This is a genomic window from Halomonas sp. RT37 (assembly GCF_040070525.1).
Classification (GTDB): Bacteria; Pseudomonadota; Gammaproteobacteria; order Pseudomonadales; family Halomonadaceae; genus Halomonas; species Halomonas litopenaei.
In genome coordinates this window covers 4837823-4857243 of sequence record NZ_CP098827.1, presented here as the reverse complement: position 1 = coordinate 4857243, position 19421 = coordinate 4837823, and the positions used below count along the sequence as shown (strand labels likewise).

Sequence of the window (19421 nt, the reverse complement as noted above, 5' to 3'; positions counted from 1 at the left end):
AGGGATTTTATATCAGGGGGACGCGGTAAAGGTGAAGACAACGACACTGATTGTTGGTTGTGGCGACATTGGCATAACGCTGGGACGCGAGCTGCTCGCCAGTGGACACCGGGTGATCGGCGCGCGTCGCCGGCCCGAGTGCCTGGCGGATTCGGGTATCGAAGGCGTCAAGGTCGATCTTGCCGACCCCGAGACGCTGGCTGAACTGCCCGATGCCGACATCCTGGTCTACGTGGTCAGCGCCGACCGCTTCGAGGAGGAAGCCTATCGCGCCGCCTACCCCGAGGGCCTGAAGGCGGTACTGGCGACCATGGCCACCCGTGACAAGGCGCCTCGCCACGTGTTCTTCGTGTCCTCCACCAGCGTCTACGCCCAGCGCGACGGCGAGGTGGTGGACGAGACCAGCCCGGCAGAACCCACCGGTTTCTCCGGTGTGCTGATGCGAGAGGCCGAGCAGGCGTTGATCGAACATGATCTGCCCGGCAGCGTGGTGCGTTTCTCCGGCATTTACGGCCCTGGGCGTGATCGCCTGATCCGCCAGGTGGGCGAGGGCCGCATCGCGCCGGCGTCACCGACTATGTACTCCAACCGCATCCACCGCGATGACTGCGCCGGGGTGCTGGCCCATCTGATCGGCAAGGCGCTGGAGGGAGCCACCCTCGAGCCCCTGTACCTGGCCAGTGACACCGAGCCGGCCCCGCTCAACGAGGTAATGACCTGGCTGGCGAAACAGCTCAAGGTGGAATGTACCGAAACCATTCAGTCACCGCTGCGTCGCAGGGCCAGCAAGCGCTGCGACTCCAGCCTGCTGATCGACAGCGGGTATCGCTTCCGTTACCCGACCTTCCGTGACGGCTATACCCAGGTGCTGAAGGAAGGCGGTTTTCTCAAGGCCGGCGTGGTGGAGTAAGGCCGGCGTCGAGCACCGGATCGACGAGGGTTTCAAAAGGACCGACAGCGCAAGGTCCGACAGCGCATGGCCGGCAATGGAAAACTGCCGGCCAGTTAGCAGAAAAAGCCCGCAACAAGGTTGCGGGCTTTTTCTTATCGACTTTTTCTTGCGGACTTTTCTTGCAGGCTTTTTCTTGCGGACTTTTTTTGCGGTAGTGGCAGCGCGGGGGCGATCGCTTGCCCCGCCTCGTTCAGGACGAACGGGGAGTCATCGCTAAAAATGGCATGACAAGATCGTGCAGCGCACGTCTTGTCCGATAAAAGCGTATTCGTTTTGGTGTCTCGAGTGCGCCGAATGCATCGCCAGGGTCTGACCCTTGTCGGTCACATCCCGCAAGGCTTCAGTAGGCAAGGCGCCAGTTGAGCGCATACAGCTCGAAGCCATCGTTGGGCTCCTTGATACTGGCGTTGGAGTAGTGGGTGGCACTGATCGAAAGATCGCCGTAGGGGCCCATCCGTAGACCCAGGGCGAGACGATCCTCGAACTGGAAGGAGCTCCCCAGATCACGGTCCTCGATATGGGTATCGATAAAGGCCGAGGCACCGATGCCACCTTCCACGAAGACGTGGTCCCAGCTGTAGCGCAGCGCAGGACGCAGGTAGAAGGCCTGGTTGGCGCTACGGTCGTCGCCTTCGAACAGGATCACCCCGGTGCCCAGGCGCAGGTCCAGTGAGGGATGATAGCGACTCAGGTCGAAGGTCCAGTCATAGCCCAGATCCAGTGCCCCGGTGCCCTCGCTGGTGGAGCCGAGGCCGAGGGTGGGGCCTGCCGTGGCGGTAGAGGCGAGTCCCATGAGCAGGCAGCAGGCCAGCGGGCGGGCGAGTGAGGTAGTCATGGCGATTCCCCTATCCTTGTTGTGTCCTCGGGTCGTGAATCCCGCTGGCCCGAGCGCTGTTCGTTATTGTCTTTTGCAAATGGCTTTCGACACCGGCATTCGCACTCGTGCCACTGTCGCGTCTTGCCCGGATATCGATGATGCAGATGTGCTGCAATACGCTAGTCCCGGGTCCCACCATCGTTCGTGATTCAGGTCACATTCTTCTGCATAGCCGTGAGGTTTCTGCACAGCGGAAAAGCTCTTGTCGATAGGCCAACCCCAGGTAGATCGGTCAACAGGCAGACCCTCCGGGTGTACGAAAGGTGGTGTTCCTGTGCCTGGCCGGAGCCTACGCTCAAGGGTGCCACTATCGGTCAGATGGCAGAGCTACCCATACCGAGTTATCGACTGGTTGCGAGCGTGGTATATCGGCTGCCTTCATGACTAATTGATGACTGTATTAGTTGAATTGAAGTATAAGGCCAGCAGAAACAATCTTCTGATAAAGGTTGTGCTGATTGAGTCATCGCACTACGCAGTAACGATACATGGGGACGAAATTGCTGCGGTTGGTGGGGCAGGCCCCATCGGGTGAGCTGTTGCGACAGGTCGCTCTGCAGCTTGAGAAGGGAGTCGGGGGGAGAGGAAGGACCGATCCAGGCGATGCCGGGCCGGTGGAAGTAGCCTACGTGGTCGAGGGTCAGCCGACCGGGCGCACAGGGGTAGCGCTGGACCCAGCGACGCAGCTTCAAGGCGGTGGTGTCGCTCTGCTCACCGAGGAAGGCCAGCGTCAGATGAAGGTTGTCGTCGGGGATGCGGCGCCCGCCCAGTTCGGCGTGCAGCCGGTCGGCCAGCCCGCCGAGGCGTTGGCGCAGCGCAGTCGGCGGCGTGAGCGCAAGAAACAGTCGCATCCCCGGATTGCCCAGGCAGGGAGCGAGGCCGGAAATCCAGACGCCTCGGACCCTGACCTCAGGCTCCGTCCATCAGTCGCCGATGACCATCACCGCCTCGGCTTCGAACTGGGCGCCCTTGGGCAGGGCCTTGACGCCGACCGCGGCACGCGCCGGGTACGGCTTGGTGAAGACCTCTTCCATCACCTTGTTGACGGTGGCGAAGTTGTCCAGGTCGACCAGGTAGAGGTTGAGCTTGACGATGTCCTGCAGCGAGCCTGCGGCCTCTTCACACACCGCCTTGAGGTTGGTGAAGACCTGGCGCGCCTGGGCCTCGAAGTCGTCGGAAACCAGCTCCATGGTGGCCGGGTCCAGCGGAATCTGGCCAGACATGTAGACGGTGTTGCCGGCCTTGATGGCCTGGGCGTAGGGGCCGATGGCGGCGGGCGCCTGGTCGGTGTTGATGACAGCCTTGTTGCTCATTGTTGACTCCTGATGTCGTGTCAGCGGCAAATAGCAACACCACCACCAGGGCCGTCATCGGGATGACGGCCCTGGCGTCGGGGCTCAATTGCCAAGTCGAGAGATCTTGCCGATATGCGAAAGGTTACGCAGTCGTTTGATGATGCGTGCCAGATGGGTCCGATTACGCACAGAAAGTGTCAGATTGACGATCGAGAGACGGGCGTCACGCTCCTCGATGCCGATGCGCTCGATATTGGCGTCGGCGTCGGTGATCAGGCCGGCCAGCTCGGCCACCAGGCCGCGACGACTTTCGACCTCGAGGCGCAGCGCCACGGGGAAGTCCTCGTCGATGGTGTCCGACCAGTTGAGCGTCAGCAGTTTCTCCGGGTCGCTCTTCAATTCCTGGAGGTTGCGGCACTCGGAGCGGTGTACCACGATGCCCTTGCCCACCGACAGATGGCCGATGATCGGGTCTCCCGGCAACGGGTGGCAGCAGCGGGCAAACTTGATCACCATGCCTTCGACACCGCTGATGGTGACCCTGGAGCTGTCCTCGGCGGCCTCGCTATGGGCGATTCGCTCGCCACGGTGCAGTTCCACCAGACGACGGGCGATCACCTGGGTCATGCGATTGCCAAGGCCAATGGCTTCGAGCAGGGCGGATTCGCTCTGCAGCTCCATCTCCTTGAGCAGCCGTGCCATGACGTCTTCGCCGACGTCCTCCAGATGCACGCCGAACTCGCCCAGCGCCTTGGTCAGCAGGCGGCGTCCCAGCTGTACCGCTTCGGTATGCTGCTGATGCTTGAGCGCATGGCGGATGGCCGAACGCGCCTTGGCGGTAACGACGAAATTGAGCCAGGCGAGGTTCGGCTTGCCGCCCGGAGAGGTGATGATCTCCAGCGTCTGGCCGCTCTCCAGGCGCGATGACAGCGGGGCCAGATGGCGGTCGATGCGACAGGCGATGCAGGTGTTGCCGATCTCGGTGTGCACGGCGTAGGCGAAGTCGATCACGGTGGCGCCCTGCGGCAGCTCCATGATGTCGCCTTTCGGCGTGAACACGTAGATATCATCGGGGAACAGGTCGTTCTTGACGTGTTCGATGAACTCCAGCGAATCGCCGGCATGGCGCTGCATCTCGAGCAGCCCCTTGACCCATTCCCGGGCCCTGGCGCGGCTGCCTTCGGCGATCGGGTGGGAGGTCTGCCCGGCCTTGTACAGCCAGTGGGCGGCGATACCGTTGTTGGCCATCGCCTCCATTTCCCGGGTACGGATCTGGACCTCGATGGGCATGCCGCTGTTGCCGAACAGGGTGGTATGCAGGCTCTGGTAGCCGTTGGCCTTGGGGATGGCGATGTAGTCCTTGAAGCGCCCCGGGACCGGCTTGTAGAGATTGTGCACCATACCGAGGATGCGATAGCAGCTGTCGACGTCGTCGGCGATGATGCGAAAGCCGAACACGTCCATGATTTCGGCGAAGGACTTTCGCTGGTCGCGCATCTTGCGATAGATCGACAGCAGGTGCTTCTGGCGGCCGATCACCGTGCCCTTGAGCTCGTGCTCGTCGAGCCGGGTCTGCAGCGCGTTCTGCACCTGACGGATGGCCGAGCGACGGTTGCCTCTGGCGCTGGCCACGGCGCGCTTGATGCGTTCGGCGCGCATCGGGTGGATGGCCTGGAACGACAGGTCCTCCAGCTCGACCCTGATGGTATTGATGCCTAGGCGGCTGGCCACCCGGGCATAGATCTCGAGCGTCTCCCGGGCGATGCGGCGCTTCTTGTCCGGGCGCAGCGCGCCCAGGGTACGCATGTTGTGCAGCCGGTCGGCCAGCTTGACGATGATTACCCGGATATCCCGGGACATCGCCATGACCATCTTCTGGAAGTTTTCCGCCTGGGCGACGGCCTTGTCCTCGAAGGTGATCTGGGTGAGCTTCGAGACGCCGTCGACCAGTTCGGCCACGGCTTCGCCGAACTGCCCGGCGAGGGCATCCTTGGAGACCCCGGTATCCTCGATGACGTCGTGCAGCATGGCCGCCATCAGGCTCTGATGGTCCATGTGCATGTTGGCGAGGATGTTGGCCACCGCCAGCGGGTGGGTCACATAGGGTTCGCCGGAGCGACGACGCTGGCCGTCGTGGGCCTGTTCGGCATAATAGAAGGCACGCCTGACCTGCTGGATTTCCTCGGCGGGCAGATAGCCTCCGAGTCGGTCAGACAGATCGTCGATCGTGAACATGTGGCGTGCCCTGACTGCGTGATGAGAGGTCCGAAGGGCGACTCGCGGCCGCCTTCGGCACGATCATTCCTCGGAGGGCGAGGCCTGGTACTCGGGACGGAAGCGGCTGGGCGCCTCGACCGGCTCGTCCAGCACGCTGTGGTCGATCAGGCCCTCGGCGATCTCGCGCAGAGCCATGACCGTGGGCTTGTCGTTTTCCCAGGGAAGCAGCGCGTCGCGTGAGCCACGGGCCAGCTGCCGGGAGCGCTGGGTGGAAATCATCACCAGCTTGAAACGGTTCTCGACGTGTTCCAGACAATCTTCGACAGTAACTCGCGCCATTGGGCCCTTCCTGATCTGACAGACGGTGTGTCGGGCAGGTGCTGGCCTTTCGCGGTCGGCGAGACGGACTGTGCCCCCGTCGACGATTGCGCCCGGGGGTTGCACCTGCGAAGTGACAGGCTAGATTACTCGAGTCACGCCGCCTGTGACAAGACGCCGGGGTCTGGTTGCAGCGCCGAAAAGCGAGCCGTGGGAGGCGTGGGTTGCCCGCGCTCCTCGGCGACTTGCCTTTGAAAGCGTGTTCTAGTCGGACAGAAGCGCCTCGAGCAGCGGGGCATGGCGCTGTCCAAGGCGCGGTGTGGCCAGGCGCTGGCTCACTACCAGGGCGCGCAGCTCGTCCAGTGCGGTGGTGAAGTCGTCGTTGATGACCAGGAAGTCGTATTCGCTGTAGTGGGACATTTCGCTGACCGCCTCACGCATGCGCGCGCTGACCACCTGATGGTCGTCGGTGCCGCGGCTCGACAGGCGGCGTTCAAGCTCTTCCCGCGAAGGCGGCAGGATGAACACCGAGACAGCCTCTGGCATCTGCTCGCGAACCTGGCGGGCGCCTTGCCAGTCGATCTCCAGGATCACGTCCTGACCGGCGGCCAGCAGTGTCTCCACGGCGCTGCGCGAGGTGCCGTAGCAGTTGTCGAAGACCCGAGCGTGCTCGAAGAAGTCACCCTGCTCGATCATCGCCTCGAAGGTGGCCATGTCGACGAAGTGGTAGTTCACGCCGTCGACCTCGCCCGGGCGCATGGGGCGGGTAGTGTGGGAGACCGAGACCTGAATGCCGTCGAGACCCTCGATCAATTCACGCACCAGGCTGGTCTTGCCGGCGCCGGAAGGGGCAGAAACGATAAACAGCGTACCTTGGGACATGGGCGGGGTCTTCACTTGGAGGCCTTGGGGATCGTGCGCCGTTCGCGGGCGACTTCGCGGGCGACAAGGTGGCGAAGTATGGCACAGTTGGGCCTGGGCCTGCATCCGCCCAGGCTGACCCGCGACGTCGCTCGGTGGGGCCATCGCTCCCCCTGGACTCTCCGTGAATTCCCCCTGAACTCCCGTGAAAAAGCGCCGTGGAGAGGGAAACGGGACCGCCTGGGCGTGCGGCGAGATCGGACAAAGGCAAGCCGATGGCGGCGGTGGATCCGGGGAGCGTCATTCAGCCGGGGCGGAACAACGTCCGAGCATGGGCAAGGGAGCATAAGACATGAAAGGAATAGCCTGGCGGGCGGCGTTGACGGGGGTGCTGATCCGGCTGGTGGCACGGCTGGTGACGGCGCCCAGGCCGATCTGGTCGGGGGTCGCGCCGGTGGCACGTCAGCGGCTGTACTTTGCCAATCACTCGAGTCATGGCGACTTCGTGCTGATCTGGACCACCCTGCCACCGCGCCTGCGGGCGCGCACCCGCCCCGTGGCGGGCGCCGATTACTGGCTGGCGTCACGGCTGCGGCGCTTTCTGATCCACGACGTCTTCAAGGGGGTGCTGGTCGACCGCCAGCGCAAGCCCGGCCAACCTGACCCCCTGGCGGTGCTGCGTGAGGCGCTCGACGGCGGCGACTCGCTGATCCTGTTTCCCGAGGGCACCCGCAATACCGATGACAAGGGCCTTTTGCCGTTCAAACCGGGGCTCTACCACCTGGCCTGCGACTATCCCGAGGTAGAACTGGTGCCGGTATGGATCGACAACCTCAATCGGGTGCTGCCCAAGGGCGAGGTGGTACCGCTGCCGCTGCTATGCACGCTCAACTACGGCGAGCCGCTGGCTCGGATAGAGGGCGAGGACAAGGCCGATTTTCTCGCCCGGGCGAAGCGGGCGCTGCAGGCGCTGGCGCCGGCCGGGGCCAGCGTTCCCAGCGACCCCTTGTCACCCGTCACCGCGCCACCCGACACCGCGCATCCAGGTTCTACCACCCCTGGCGCTACCACCCCAGCTACCAGCACCCCAGGCTCCGCTACCGAGGCATCTGGCCCCAGGGAGGGGGCGCCGAATGACTGATATCGTGATTCCCGCCGGTCTCGGCACCCTGCTCGCCGCCATCGTCGGGATCTTGCTGGTGGCCAGTAGCGTTGGCTTCGTACTGGCCCGCCGCTATTCGCCCGAGGGCGAAAACGAGGTGATCGAGAACCTCAACCAGCGCATCCGCTCCTGGTGGATCATGACGCTGTTGATGGGTATCGCCCTGCTAGGCGGCAGGACCGGGGTGGTGCTGCTGTTTGCCTTCGCCTCGTTTTCCGCGTTGCGCGAGTTCATCGGCCTGGTGCCGTCACGACGGGCCGACCACTGGGCGCTGGCGCTGGTGTTCTTCGTGGTGCTGCCGGTGCAGTACCTGTTCATCTGGCACCAGTACTACGGCATGTACTCGATCTTCATTCCGGTCTATGCGTTCCTGCTGTTGCCGGTGGTGGCGGCCCTGAGAGGGGATAGTCAGGGCTTTCTCGAGCGGGTCAGCGAGGTCCAGTGGGCGCTGATGGTGTGCGTCTTCTGCGTATCCCACGTGCCTGCGCTGTTGAGCCTGGACATCCCCGGCTACGAGGGGCGCAACGTGCTGCTGATCGCCTTTCTGATCGTGGTGGTGCAGCTCAGCGATGTCCTGCAGTACGTCTGGGGCAAGCTGCTCGGACGCCGGCGTATCGCCCCCAGGCTATCGCCCTCCAAGACCTTGGAAGGCTTCCTCGGCGGGGTGGCCAGTGCCACCCTGGTCGGGGCCGGATTGGCCTGGATGACCCCCTTTTCCATGGGCCAGGCGGCGCTGCTGGCGCTGATGATCGCGCTGCTCGGCTTCGTCGGAGGGCTGGTGATGTCGGCGATCAAGCGCGATCGCGGGATCAAGGACTGGGGTCACCTGATCGAGGGACATGGCGGCTTTATCGATCGTCTGGATTCGGTGATCTTCTCGGCACCGATCTTCTTCCACGTGGTGCGCTACTTCTGGTCGGTGGCATGAGGCCCTGGTGGCGTCACAGCGCAATGCATGGACTGGTGGGCTTCATCGCCATGGGCGGTTGGACCGCCTGGGCAAGGGCGCGGAGCCTGTCATTGCGCTTTCCGCTCAACGAAGGCGGTGCCTGAGTCCGGGGCGGACGATCAGCTCTCGCTGGCGCAGTCGGTGGCCGCGGCGCGGCGTCTGTCGCTGCGCTTCTCGGCGCGCAGGCCGATATAGAACACCACCAGGCCGCCAAGGGCGAGCCCGGCGCCGACCAGGCCACTGGAGGACCAGGGCGCACCGGCCTTGATGGTGACCCCGGCCAGATAGGCGCCCAGCGCATTGGCGCAGTTGAAGGCGGCGTGATTCATCGAGGCGGCCATGGTCTGGGCGTCGCCGGCCACGTCCATCAGGCGTGTCTGCAGCGCCGGACCCAGCGCCATGCTGGTGCCGACCAGACCGACGAACAGGATGCCGGTGTAGAGGTTGTCGGCGGCAAAGTAGAAGGCGCCCTGGACCACCAGGCACCACAGCAGGATGCGTGGCACCGCCTTCATCAGGTTCTTGTCTGCTGCCCGGGCGCCCACCAGATTGCCGATGATGCCGCCGATGCCGAAGATCGCCAGCACCCAGGGGCCGACCATCTCGGGCATGTCGGCCTGGGCGCGCAGGGTCGGTACCACATAGCTGAACACCGAGAACATGCCGCCAAAGCCGATGCTGGCCACGCCCAGGGTGTAGAGCACCCGCTGTTTGACCAGGGCGGTCAGTTCGCGCTTGGGGCTGGCCTTGACGTCATGCGGCTGGCGCGGCACGAACAGCTTGATCAGGCCCATGGTGACAAAGGCCACGACGCCCACCGCGAAGAAGGCGAACTGCCAGCCGAACCACTGGCCGGCCCAGGTGGCCAGCGGCGCGCCAATCACGATGGCGCTGGTCAGCCCCAGCATGACCCGGCTGATGGCTCGGGCGCGTTCTTCCACCGGTACCGCTGCTGCGGCCACCAGGGCGGCCACGCCGAAGTAGGCGCCGTGGGGCAGGCCGGCAAGAAAACGCAGACCGACAAAGGGCCAGAAGCTGGTCGCCAGGGCGCTGGCGATGTTGCCCACGGCGAACACCAGCATCAGGCAGATCAGTAGGGTGCGCCGGGGCACCCGCGCGGCTAGTGCCGAGATCAGTGGCGCACCGACCACTACCCCCAGGGCATAGGCGGAGATGGCGTAGCCGACGTCGGCGGCGCTGACCGACAGGTCCTGGGCGACACGCTCCATCAAGCCCATGATCACGAACTCGCTGGTACCGATGCCAAAGCCACCGAGGGCCAGGGCGAGCTCCGCCAGGCGAGGATGACGAGCTCTGAGATGGGTGATGGAGATTGCCATCGGGCCTCCTGGAAAACGAAAACGATCCCGATGGGTGTTGAGATCGTAAATTTACGACAAAAGTATAAGGCATCCGAAAGGTGGGTTCTAGCGCCGAAAACGTCAATCTTGTCGATTAGATAGGGCTAAAATGCGGGTAAGTGACGGTTATGTGTCGTCGAACCGGGGCGCTCTCCAGCGCCACGGCGAGCTATCGTGTTGTTAATTTTACCACTGTGAAAAAGCGCTCAGCTTTAGCGCATTTCTGTTGAAGAAGTTTCACCTATACGCAGTGTACTGTTTTTCTGTGCTCTTTTTTTGACACGACCAGCAGGCTGATCTCTTCAAAATTCTCCACTGCGCTTAATGTTTGATTGAAAATCAATAGTCTGGCATGTGTGCGCCGGCAAGTGATCGTGCCGATATCGACGCGTGATTGTCGTGACGAGTGATGGCAGCGAGTGAGGAACGAACTACCTTAGTAGTTCAGTACCACCCGACTAAGTCCGTTGAGCCCCATTCCTCGGTTCAGCGGCGGTCGTCGTGGCGACGCCGAAACCGATGGTTCGGCGCACGCGCTGACGGCAGGGAGTCGACATGAAGGTCGAACTGCATCAGGCAAGGAGCGGCGACGCGACGCTGACCGAGCGCGTCGAGAAAGCCGGTGGCTGGCTGGTGGAGGCTGGACGCAAACGGCTGCTGGTCGCCGCCAACGCCCGCTGGCGGGCCGTCCGCGAGGCCACGAGCCTGCATGACGCCGATGACGCGATGGTCCAGGACCTGGGCCAGGGAAGGCTGCACGGTGTCTGCCAGAAGGGTCGGCTGTTCCAGCAGGCCCATCCCGAGGTCCCGGTGCTGCTGGATGCGGGGCGCTATCTGGTGGTGGACCTGCCCAGGTCCGAGGCCAACAGGATCAACAAACCCCTTGAGCAAAGTGAAGCGCCCTGCTTCCGCCTGTTCCCTTTAAGCGAATCGACCCGTCTGTTTCGCCAGGTTGCGCCTCGTCGCGACGCCGCAGGATCCCGGGCCGTCGACGCTGTCGTCGCGTCGGCCTCCCAGGCCCGCTACGTCACCCTACTGAGTCAGCTGGTGGCCTATCCGACGCGCCTATCATCGAGCGCCGAGTACGCCCAGGCGGTGGACTGGGCCGAGTCTCAGCTGACCACGGCGGGGCTGGCCGTGGATCGCCAGCAGGTAACGCTGCCCGGCGGCGCCAGCAGCATCAACCTGCTGGCGCGGCTGCCGGGGCAGGCCGCCAGCCCCCGGCACTGGCTGGTGGTCGCTCACCTGGACAGCGTCAACCATCAGGGCGGTCCGTCCGCACCGGCGCCGGGCGCCGACGACAACGCCAGTGGCTCGGCGGCGCTGATGCTGATGGCCGAGGTGCTGGCCGGGCAGCGTTTCGATGATGACCTGAGCTTTGTGCTGTTCGGCGGCGAGGAGCAGGGGCTGCACGGTAGCCGCCAGTTCGTGGCGGGACTCTCCGCTGCCGAGCGGGGGCGCATCGCCGGGGTGCTCAATATGGACATGATCGGCTCGATCAACGCCACACCTGCGGCGGTACTGCTGGAAGGCGCGCCCCTCAGCCAGGACATGATAGATGGCCTGAGTGCGGCGGGAGGCCGCTTCACCGATCTCGAACTGCAGGTCTCGCTCAACCCCTTTGCCAGTGATCATGTGCCCTTTATCGACGCCGGCATCCCCGCCGTGCTGACCATCGAAGGGGCCGACGGCGCCAATGACGCCATCCACGGACCGAACGATGTACTGGCCACGGTGGATCCGTCCTACGCCATGAAGATCGTGGCAATGAACCTGGGGTTTGTGGCCACCAGCGCTGGCCTGCACGCGGTCGACGCCCCGCCCCTGCCGGAATGCCACTGTCGTGGCGACGAGCGCCACCACCTGGGCGACCCCTGGCGCCAGCTCGAGGCCCACCATGAAGCACTGCTGGCCCAGTATCGTCGCTGGCAGGGACAAGGTGTCTGGTCGGCACAGCTGGACGCCGGCTGGCGTCAGGCCTGGCAGCGGTTGGAGTTGCTGCGCTCGCGCAGGGAATGGGAGCGACGGTCTCGGTCAACGGGCCGTTGAACGAGCCAGTGGCAAGGCCGCTCACCCAGCCACTCACTCAGCCATTAACCCAGCCAGTGATCGAGTGACGCCCCGGCGAGACGAGAACAGGCAAGACAAGATCAGGTAAAGCAAGACAAGACCGATCAGGAGGATGTGATGCCAAAGGACCTGTGCGGAGACTGGATCGAGATGCGCGAGGAAGGCATCGGCGACTGCACGGTGCTGCGGCACCCGGATTCGCCGGCCGTCACCCCCTCGCGGATGCCGCGAAGGCGCCTGTGTCTGCACCAGGACGGCGCCGTCGAGCTCCACACCGGAGACGCCGCCGACCGCCTTGCCTGCGATGCCCGTGGCCAGTGGCGGCGTGATGGCGATCAACTGCACCTGACACTGCCCGGTTGGGACGGTGACTACGATATCGATGCGCTGGAGGACGATCTTCTGATCATTACCCGTCATTGAGGCCACCAACGCCGCCAATACCGTGCGTTGTGGGGCCACTTGAGGCCAGTTGCTGGCCATTGAACCTGTACTCACGACGCCGACCGGCTGGCCGGCGGGGAGGCTTGCATGTCCGATAACACCACCCATCCGGAACGGTGTCGCTGTTGTGGCACCATGGCGGTTCACCGGCGACTGCTGGACCAGGACCCCGGTTATGCCAGGCGGCGATCGCGCATCGAGGAACACGCCTTTCGTGCCATGCGCGGCACCATCGTCCAGCGTCCGGGGTGCACCCGCATCCCGGTGGTCGTCCACGTGGTCTACAACACCGACGAGCAGAACATCTCGCGGGAGCAGATCGACAGCCAGATCGAGATCCTCAATGAGGACTTTCGCAAGGCCAATGCCGACATCTCGACGGTACCTGCGCCCTTCGCGCCGGTGGCCGCCGATGCCAGGCTATTGTTTGCGCTGGCCGCCAGCGATCCCGACGGCAACCCCACCGATGGCATCACCCGCACCCGCACCGACGTCAGCGGTTTTGTCGATGACGACAAGGTCAAGGCCGACGCCAGCGGCGGCAAGGATGCCTGGCCCGCAGACGAATACCTCAATATCTGGGTCTGCCCGCTTTCCGGTGGCCTGCTCGGCTACGCCCAGTTCCCCGGCGGACCCGCCGCCACCGACGGCGTGGTGGTGACCTATACCGGCTTCGGCAACATGGGCACCGCCCGGGCGCCGTTCGACCTGGGGCGCACCACTACCCACGAGATAGGCCACTGGCTCAATCTCTTTCATATCTGGGGAGACGACGGCACCGGCTGCTCTGGCTCGGACTTCGTCGACGACACCCCCAACCAGGGCGGCGCCAACCTGGGCAAGCCGACCTTTCCCAAGGTGTCCTGCGACAACGGCCCCGATGGCGACATGTTTATGAACTACATGGACTACGTCGACGACGACACCATGGTGATGTTCACCGAGGGCCAGGTGGCACGAATGCAGGCCTGCCTGGATGGCCCCCGCAGCGCCATCGGCGAGATGGTGTCGTGCACGCCGTTGCACCCCAAGGCGCTGCCGAAGGACACCCCCAAGGAGTTCACCAAGGAACCGATCAAGGATCCGCCAAAAGAGCGGCCCAAGGATAACCCCAAGGAGTTCGTCAAGGAGCCGGTCAAGGAGAGCGTCAAGGAGGGACCGAAGGACCTGATCAAGGATGGGATCAAGGACGGCGGCAAGGAGTTGCCCAAGGACAACCCCAAGGACTTTGGCAAGGATCCAGGCCTGGAGCCGGGCAAATGGAAGCCGCTTGACCCGCCTCCCAAGCAGATCTTCGAAGTGCCGACCAAGCAACTGGTGGAAGGCCCCGTGGGCGGCAAGCAGGCCTTCGAGAATCCGCTACCGGGGGGCTGGGGCAACCAGCCCGTCCAGCCCATGCAACCGATGCAGCCAGCCCAGCCGCTGCAGCCCTTTGTGCTGGCCACCGGTCAGGCGCCGTCGGGCGCCTCGCTCAAGCCGCCGGTGGCGGATGGCGGAGGCGAGCAGGATCAGAGCCAGGCGTTGCTTGGCGAGTACGCTCAACTGCTGGCGCAGTACGCCCAGCTCTACCAGCAGGGCATGCTCGATCAGCAGGGGATGCTGGCCTGGCAGCAGGCCTGGGCGGCCTACGTGCAGCTTGGTGGACGGTGAGCGATGACAGGACCCGCGGGCACCCTGTCGGTGCCCGCCTTTTTCGAGGGAGCCGAGCATGATCCTGATCCTGTCGTTTGCAGACAATGCCCATGTCGAGCGGGTACTACCCCATCTTCACTCGCCGGTGGAGGTGATCGACGTCGCCGACTTCCCCCGGCGCCTGGGAATCCTGGCCTACGCAGGTGCCAGCGGTGACAGCCTTTGGCTGGAACTTGGCGACGGGCGCCGGCTGGCGCTGGACGAGGTGCGCTCGGTATGGAACCGGCGCATCCGTTCCTTTGACCTGGACCCCGCCCTGGGCGACGGCACCGAACGGCTGTTTGCCTGGTCCGAGACCCAGGAGGCGGTGCTTGGTCTGTGGTATGCCCTGGATAGCTTCTGGATGAACCATCCGCTGGCCGACGAACGCGCCCAGCGCAAGCTGACCCAGCATCGTCTGGCCCACCGGCTGGGGCTCGAGATTCCCGATACCCTGATCACCAATCGCCCGGACGCCGCTGCCGAGTTTATCGCCCGCCACGGCGACGGTGGAGTGGTGCGCAAGGCCTTTCGCAATATCGTCGAGGCGCCGCGAGAGACCCTCAAGGTCGGCCAGGACGAGATGGCCAGGCTCGAGGCGGTTCGTCTGGCGCCGGTGATCTTTCAGGAGTACATCCCGCTGGCGCTGGATCTGCGCGTCACCGCGGTGGCCGGCGAGATGTTCGCGACCGCCTTCAGGAGCGAGCCGCAGTACGAGGTCGACTACCGCAGTGGCGTGGGCAGCGCCGAGGTCTTCCCCTATACCCTGCCGGATGAGGTGGAGACCGGACTGCGCGCGCTGATGAGAGAGCTTGGACTGGCCTACGGCGCCATCGATCTAAGGGTCACACCCGAGGGGCGTCATGTGTTCTTCGAGGTCAATCCGGCCGGCGAGTACCTGTTCGCCAGCGAGCGCAGCGGCCAGCCGATTCCCCAGGCCATCGCCGCCGCCCTGGAGCGCGGCGGCGGCGAGTGGTGACGTCCCCGGCCGGTGGCAGCAGGGCCCCCCGGTCGGTGTGATCAGGGCCCCCGGCCGGTGTGATCAGGGCCCCCGGCCGGTATCAGGTCAGTAAGGTCCCTGGGACCCGGGGCCAGCGCTGGAGGACGAATCTTCCTGTGAATCGGCCGCCTGCGGGCCAAGCGCAAACTCCGATGCACGCTGGCGCACCGCCTGCATCATCAGGCTGACGTCGAGCCCCACCGCCACGAAGCTGGCACCAAGGGAGAGATAGTGTCTGGCAAGCTCCGGGTCACCGGTGAGCACGCCGGCGGCCTTGCCGCTGGCAACGATGCGGGCGATGGCCTCGTCGATGGCGGCCTGGACCTCGGGATGGCCCGCGTCACCGAGGTGGCCCATGGAAGCGGCCAGGTCGGCGGGCCCGACAAAGACCCCGTCGACGCCGTCCACCGCGCAGATCGCCTCGAGGTTATCCAGCGCGATCACGCTCTCCGCCTGGACCAGCAGGCAGATCTCGTCGTTGGCCCGATGCACATAGTCAGGCCGTGCATTCCAGCGTGACGCCCGGACGATGGCGGAGGCTTCACCTCGCACCCCGTCCGGTGGGTAGCGGGTGGCGGCGACCATGGCGCGGGCCTGCTCCGGGGTGTCGACCATCGGCACCAGCAGGGTCTGGGCGCCGATGTCCAGCAGTTGCTTGATGCGTGCCGTCTCGCCGTTCACCACCCGAACCACCGGGTGGCTGTCGTAGGCGGCGACCGCCTGCAGCTGGGCGAGCATGGAGCGCACATCATTGGGGCCGTGTTCGCCGTCGATCAGCAGCCAGTCGAAGCCGGCGCTGGCGCACATCTCTGCGCAGTAGGGGTCGCCCAGCGACAGCCACAGGCCGATTCTGGCCTGGCCACTGGCCATGGCGGTCTTGAAGGGATTGCCGGCGGGGACACCCGCGCAGTGGGAAGGGGTCATGGTCAGCGTCCTTGATGAGTGTCAATCGTCCAGCATCGCCTTGAGCCGACGGAACACCCCGGGGTCCTGGCGCAGCCCGTCGTGCTCGTACTCGTTGGTGATCCAGTAGCGTAGCCGCGGGATCGCCTCGGCGGTGGCCAGCGACAGCTCGGCGTCCACGTACATGTCGTCGAAGTAGATCAGCGCCGCCACCGGCACCCGGTTGGCGGCGAGCTGTCTGGCGTCGTAGAAGGGGCTGGCCAGAGGTCGCCGGGCCAGCTGGTGTACCGCCCCACGGAAGGGCTTGAGGGCACGAACCTCGTCGAACATCCAGGGGTAGATCATCTCGCCGGTCAGCCTGAGCGGGCGATGACGCTCGTCGAACTGTGGCCCCTGCTGGCGCTCGGCGGCCCAGTCGCACAGGCGCTCAGGATTGGCGTAGATGTTCTCGTGGATGGCGCCGAACAGCGGATTCTCGTCGAAGCCGGTCAGCGTCATCACCTCCACCAGGAAGTGATGGTTGAGGGCGCTTCGCGTGTCGTCGGTGAAGGCCTCCTCGAGCAGCCAGTGGAGCTGCTCGGCCCCGTCACCCATGCCCAGCATCAGTCCCAGGCTCTGGAAGCGGCGCACGCTCAGTCGGTCGCCGTCGGGCAGGCGGACATCGTGGTCCAGCAGATGGTCGGCGATGGCGTCGATCCGCTCGCGATCATCGGGAAAGCGCGCCAGATACGCCTCAAGCTTGCGCTCCACTCGACGGTGCGTGCGCCGATAGACCTCGTCGGGGTCGGCGTCGAGCGCCGGCAAGCCACCGGTGATGTAGCAGCGGCTCAGTCCCTGAGGCGCGTAGGACAGGTAGGTCAGGGTCAGAAAGCCGCCGTAGCTCTGGCCCAGCGTGGTCCAGGTGGCGCCCTGGTAGCGGGTCTTGCGCAGGTGCTCGAAGTCCGCGACCACCGCATGGGCGTCGAAGCAGGCCAGGTAGTCACCGCCTGCCTCGTCACTGTCGAAGGCGGCCATGGTGGCCTCGGTGATGCGCGAACTGCGCCCGGTGCCACGCTGGTCGGGCAGGATCACCCGATAATGCTTGAGCGCCTCGTGCAGCCATCCCGGTCCATTTTCGGTGGGGCGTGGCGACTTGCCGCCGGGGCCACCCTGCAGGAACAGCAACAGCGGTAGCTCCTCGTCGACACGGTCTGACGCGCAGACCTCGCGGTAGAACAGGCTCAGGGTCTCGCCGCTGTCCGGGTGGGACCAGTCCAGCGGCACCTCGAGGCGATGGTCGCTGATGGAAAGGCCCGGGATGGCGTGGTCGGAAGGCATGCCTACATCCTGTGTCGAAAGAGTGGCGAAAGAGACAAGGTCGGCCAGCTTCTTGCTGCCAGCGCTGGCCGACCCTGGCGGTAGCTCAGTCCGCGCCGCGCATGGCCCGGCGAATGAACGGCAGGCAGGCCGCCAGCAGCAGGGCGCTGACGCCACCGATGGCTGCCATGGCAATAAAGTAGCCGACTTCGGTGTCTTCGGTATAGAAGGCGCCGAGCTTGCCGCCGGCGGCGAAGCCGAGCGCCAGCGAGAGGAAGAACAGTGCCATCATCTGGGTCTGGAAGGCCCGCGGCGCCAGCTTGGTGGTCACCGACAGCCCGATCGGCGACAGGCACAGCTCCGAGGCGGTGAAGCCCAGCAGCAACAGCACCAGCATGGCCAGCGGCATGCTCGCCCCTTCGCTGCCGAGAAACGGCAGGTAGCCGAGGAAGGTGGCGCCGATGATCGCCATGGCGATCACGAACTTGCCGGCCGACGACGGCTGGCGCTTGCCCAGCGTCGTCCACAACCAGGCGAACACCCCCGAGAACAGGATGATGGTCAGCGCCTGCACCGACACCAGCCAGCCCACCGGGATCTCCCAGCCGAACAGGCTGCGATCCACGCGCTGATCGAAGAAGGCGGTGATCACGGTGTAGGACTGGCTGTACAGCGCCCAGTAGGCGGCGCTGGTCAGAAACAGCGGAATGAACGCCAGCACCCGGCTGCGCTCCTCGGGGCTTACGTGGGTGGAGCGCAGGATCACCGCAAAGTAGCAGAGCGCCGCTACAGCGATGATGCCAAGCATCACCCCGGAGAGATTGTCGGCACGGATCCAGCCTGCCAGGGCCGCGCCGACCACGACGGCGAGCACCACCAGGGCGATACCCAGGTAGCGCTTGAGGGTCGCCGGCGCGATGGGGTCCGGTGCGGCTTTCTGATCATCGGGCAGTCCCTTGCGTCCCGCCGTGTACTGGGCCAGACCGATGGCCATGCCCACGGCGGCGATGCCGAAGCCATAGTGGAAGCCGGCGTTCTGCTGCAGCAGGCCTGTCAGCAGCGGGCCGACAAAGCCGCCGATATTGATACCCAGATAGAAGATCGAGAAGCCGGCGTCGCGTCGGGGGCTGCCGGGCTCGTACAGGGACCCCACCAGCGCCGAACAGGTGGCCTTGACCCCGCCGCTGCCCAGCGCCACCAGGATCAGGCCGGCGGTGACGCCGTAGACACCGGGCAGGATGGCCAGGGCGATATGCCCGAGCATGACCACGATGCCCGAATAGAACAGGGTGCGTTCGGCGCCGAACACCCGGTCGGCGAACCAGCCGCCGAGGATGGTGGCCAGATAGACCGAACTGCCGTAGGCACCGACGATACCGATGGCCACCGACTGGTCGATCGCCAGGCCCCCACGGCTGGCCTCGTAGTACAGGTAGATCAACAGGATCGCCTGCATGCCATAGAACGAAAAGCGCTCCCACACCTCCATGCCGAACAGGGTGGCGAGAGGCCAGGGATGGCCGAAGAAGCGGCGTTTGCCGCTGTCGCCGTGCTGGCGGGCGGCGGCCTCGGTGGTTTTCATCGGGAGCTCCTGCTTTGACGAGAAAATCGGAACGAAAAATACATTTTCCGCCCATGAAAACCCTAAAGCGTTGCGAATTACAGGGCAAAACCCATGTCCGCGATCGGAAAGGCCACGACGAAAAACGACAAGCGGGAGCGAGGACGTTGGCTCGCAGAAAAGCGGGATCTACTGCTGGATAGCCGGCCCATACCCCACCATTGGCTAAGACTTCTCCGAAAAGTGCCTGCGCTCGGTGATACGGCGTTAAAAATCGGCTGGTGCGCCAGCCCGGTCAAAATGCTCATTTACACCCCGTAAACTGCGCTTTCTCACCGATTTTTGCCTTGTCTAACCATCGCTCGCCGGCTTTTCGTACAAAGTCTAGTTGCCATTTGCGCTGCGAGTACGGTTGTGCTTTATTGTTCACATCGCACGCAGAATTGCGTGCAATCCTGACAAGGCCGCCAGACGGTCGATAACA

General features: G+C 64.7%; 17 protein-coding genes. 7 read left to right on the top strand and 10 right to left on the bottom strand.

From position 1 onward, the window contains the following. Window positions 1-31: 31 nt before the first annotated feature. A complete protein-coding gene (locus NFG58_RS21210; RefSeq protein WP_222567980.1) occupies window positions 32-910 on the top strand; it encodes an SDR family oxidoreductase in 879 nt (292 codons plus the stop codon). A 382-nt stretch (window positions 911-1292) separates the two neighbouring features. Here NFG58_RS21210 and NFG58_RS21205 read toward each other — a convergent pair whose 3' ends face one another. From NFG58_RS21205 to gmk, 6 genes are all read right to left on the bottom strand, one after another. Beyond that, on the bottom strand, window positions 1293-1787 hold the full coding sequence (locus tag NFG58_RS21205) for an acyloxyacyl hydrolase (RefSeq protein WP_052704262.1): 495 nt from the start codon (window positions 1785-1787) through the stop codon (window positions 1293-1295). A gap of 383 nt (window positions 1788-2170) precedes the next feature. Next, window positions 2171-2680 (bottom strand): RNA 2',3'-cyclic phosphodiesterase, encoded by a 510-nt coding sequence (gene thpR, locus NFG58_RS21200; RefSeq protein ID WP_124804546.1) that lies wholly within the window; start codon window positions 2678-2680, stop codon window positions 2171-2173. Between the two features lie 72 nt (window positions 2681-2752). Continuing rightward, window positions 2753-3142 (bottom strand): RidA family protein, encoded by a 390-nt coding sequence (locus tag NFG58_RS21195; RefSeq protein ID WP_108131980.1) that lies wholly within the window; start codon window positions 3140-3142, stop codon window positions 2753-2755. Between the two features lie 84 nt (window positions 3143-3226). Beyond that, entirely contained in the window at window positions 3227-5359 is a 2133-nt protein-coding gene (locus tag NFG58_RS21190; RefSeq protein ID WP_348827322.1) for a RelA/SpoT family protein, read from the bottom strand. 63 nt (window positions 5360-5422) lie between these two features. Continuing rightward, window positions 5423-5680 carry a DNA-directed RNA polymerase subunit omega gene (rpoZ, locus tag NFG58_RS21185; RefSeq protein ID WP_045991658.1) on the bottom strand — a complete coding sequence of 86 codons (258 nt, stop codon included), beginning with the start codon at window positions 5678-5680 and terminating at the stop codon, window positions 5423-5425. A 243-nt stretch (window positions 5681-5923) separates the two neighbouring features. Continuing rightward, window positions 5924-6541: a guanylate kinase gene (gmk, locus tag NFG58_RS21180; RefSeq protein ID WP_045991659.1), complete on the bottom strand. Its 618-nt coding sequence runs from the start codon at window positions 6539-6541 to the stop codon at window positions 5924-5926. A gap of 331 nt (window positions 6542-6872) precedes the next feature. Between gmk and NFG58_RS21175 the strand changes: the two genes are divergently transcribed. Then, entirely contained in the window at window positions 6873-7661 is a 789-nt protein-coding gene (locus NFG58_RS21175; RefSeq protein ID WP_222567978.1) for a lysophospholipid acyltransferase family protein, read from the top strand. After that, on the top strand, window positions 7654-8610 hold the full coding sequence (locus NFG58_RS21170) for a phosphatidate cytidylyltransferase (protein ID WP_108131982.1): 957 nt from the start codon (window positions 7654-7656) through the stop codon (window positions 8608-8610). Before NFG58_RS21175 ends, NFG58_RS21170 begins: the two co-directional genes overlap by 8 nt. A gap of 140 nt (window positions 8611-8750) precedes the next feature. On the opposite strand, the gene NFG58_RS21165 is transcribed toward NFG58_RS21170, so the two are convergent. After that, window positions 8751-9971, bottom strand: coding sequence for an MFS transporter (locus NFG58_RS21165; RefSeq protein WP_045991661.1), 1221 nt, complete (start codon window positions 9969-9971; stop codon window positions 8751-8753). A 576-nt stretch (window positions 9972-10547) separates the two neighbouring features. Here NFG58_RS21165 and NFG58_RS21160 point away from each other — a divergent pair. The 4 genes from NFG58_RS21160 to NFG58_RS21145 all read left to right on the top strand — a co-directional run bounded on the left by NFG58_RS21160 (window position 10548) and on the right by NFG58_RS21145 (window position 15156). Beyond that, a complete protein-coding gene (locus NFG58_RS21160) occupies window positions 10548-12041 on the top strand; it encodes a M28 family metallopeptidase (RefSeq protein ID WP_348827321.1) in 1494 nt (497 codons plus the stop codon). A gap of 138 nt (window positions 12042-12179) precedes the next feature. After that, window positions 12180-12485, top strand: coding sequence for a hypothetical protein (locus NFG58_RS21155; RefSeq protein ID WP_045991662.1), 306 nt, complete (start codon window positions 12180-12182; stop codon window positions 12483-12485). Window positions 12486-12593: 108 nt separating this feature from the next. Next, on the top strand, window positions 12594-14156 hold the full coding sequence (locus NFG58_RS21150; protein ID WP_348827320.1) for a M43 family zinc metalloprotease: 1563 nt from the start codon (window positions 12594-12596) through the stop codon (window positions 14154-14156). A 58-nt stretch (window positions 14157-14214) separates the two neighbouring features. Then, window positions 14215-15156, top strand: coding sequence for an MvdC/MvdD family ATP grasp protein (locus tag NFG58_RS21145; protein ID WP_045991663.1), 942 nt, complete (start codon window positions 14215-14217; stop codon window positions 15154-15156). An 87-nt stretch (window positions 15157-15243) separates the two neighbouring features. On the opposite strand, the gene hpaI is transcribed toward NFG58_RS21145, so the two are convergent. The 3 genes from hpaI to NFG58_RS21130 form a co-directional block, all read right to left on the bottom strand. Continuing rightward, window positions 15244-16101, bottom strand: coding sequence for a 4-hydroxy-2-oxoheptanedioate aldolase (hpaI, locus tag NFG58_RS21140; protein WP_348827319.1), 858 nt, complete (start codon window positions 16099-16101; stop codon window positions 15244-15246). Between the two features lie 21 nt (window positions 16102-16122). Then, window positions 16123-17397 (bottom strand): alpha/beta fold hydrolase, encoded by a 1275-nt coding sequence (locus NFG58_RS21135; protein ID WP_348827318.1) that lies wholly within the window; start codon window positions 17395-17397, stop codon window positions 16123-16125. An 85-nt stretch (window positions 17398-17482) separates the two neighbouring features. Further along, the gene (locus NFG58_RS21130; RefSeq protein WP_348827317.1) at window positions 17483-18958 is read right to left on the bottom strand and encodes an oligopeptide:H+ symporter; all 1476 of its coding nucleotides are present in this window, start codon (window positions 18956-18958) and stop codon (window positions 17483-17485) included. Window positions 18959-19421 lie beyond the last annotated feature (463 nt).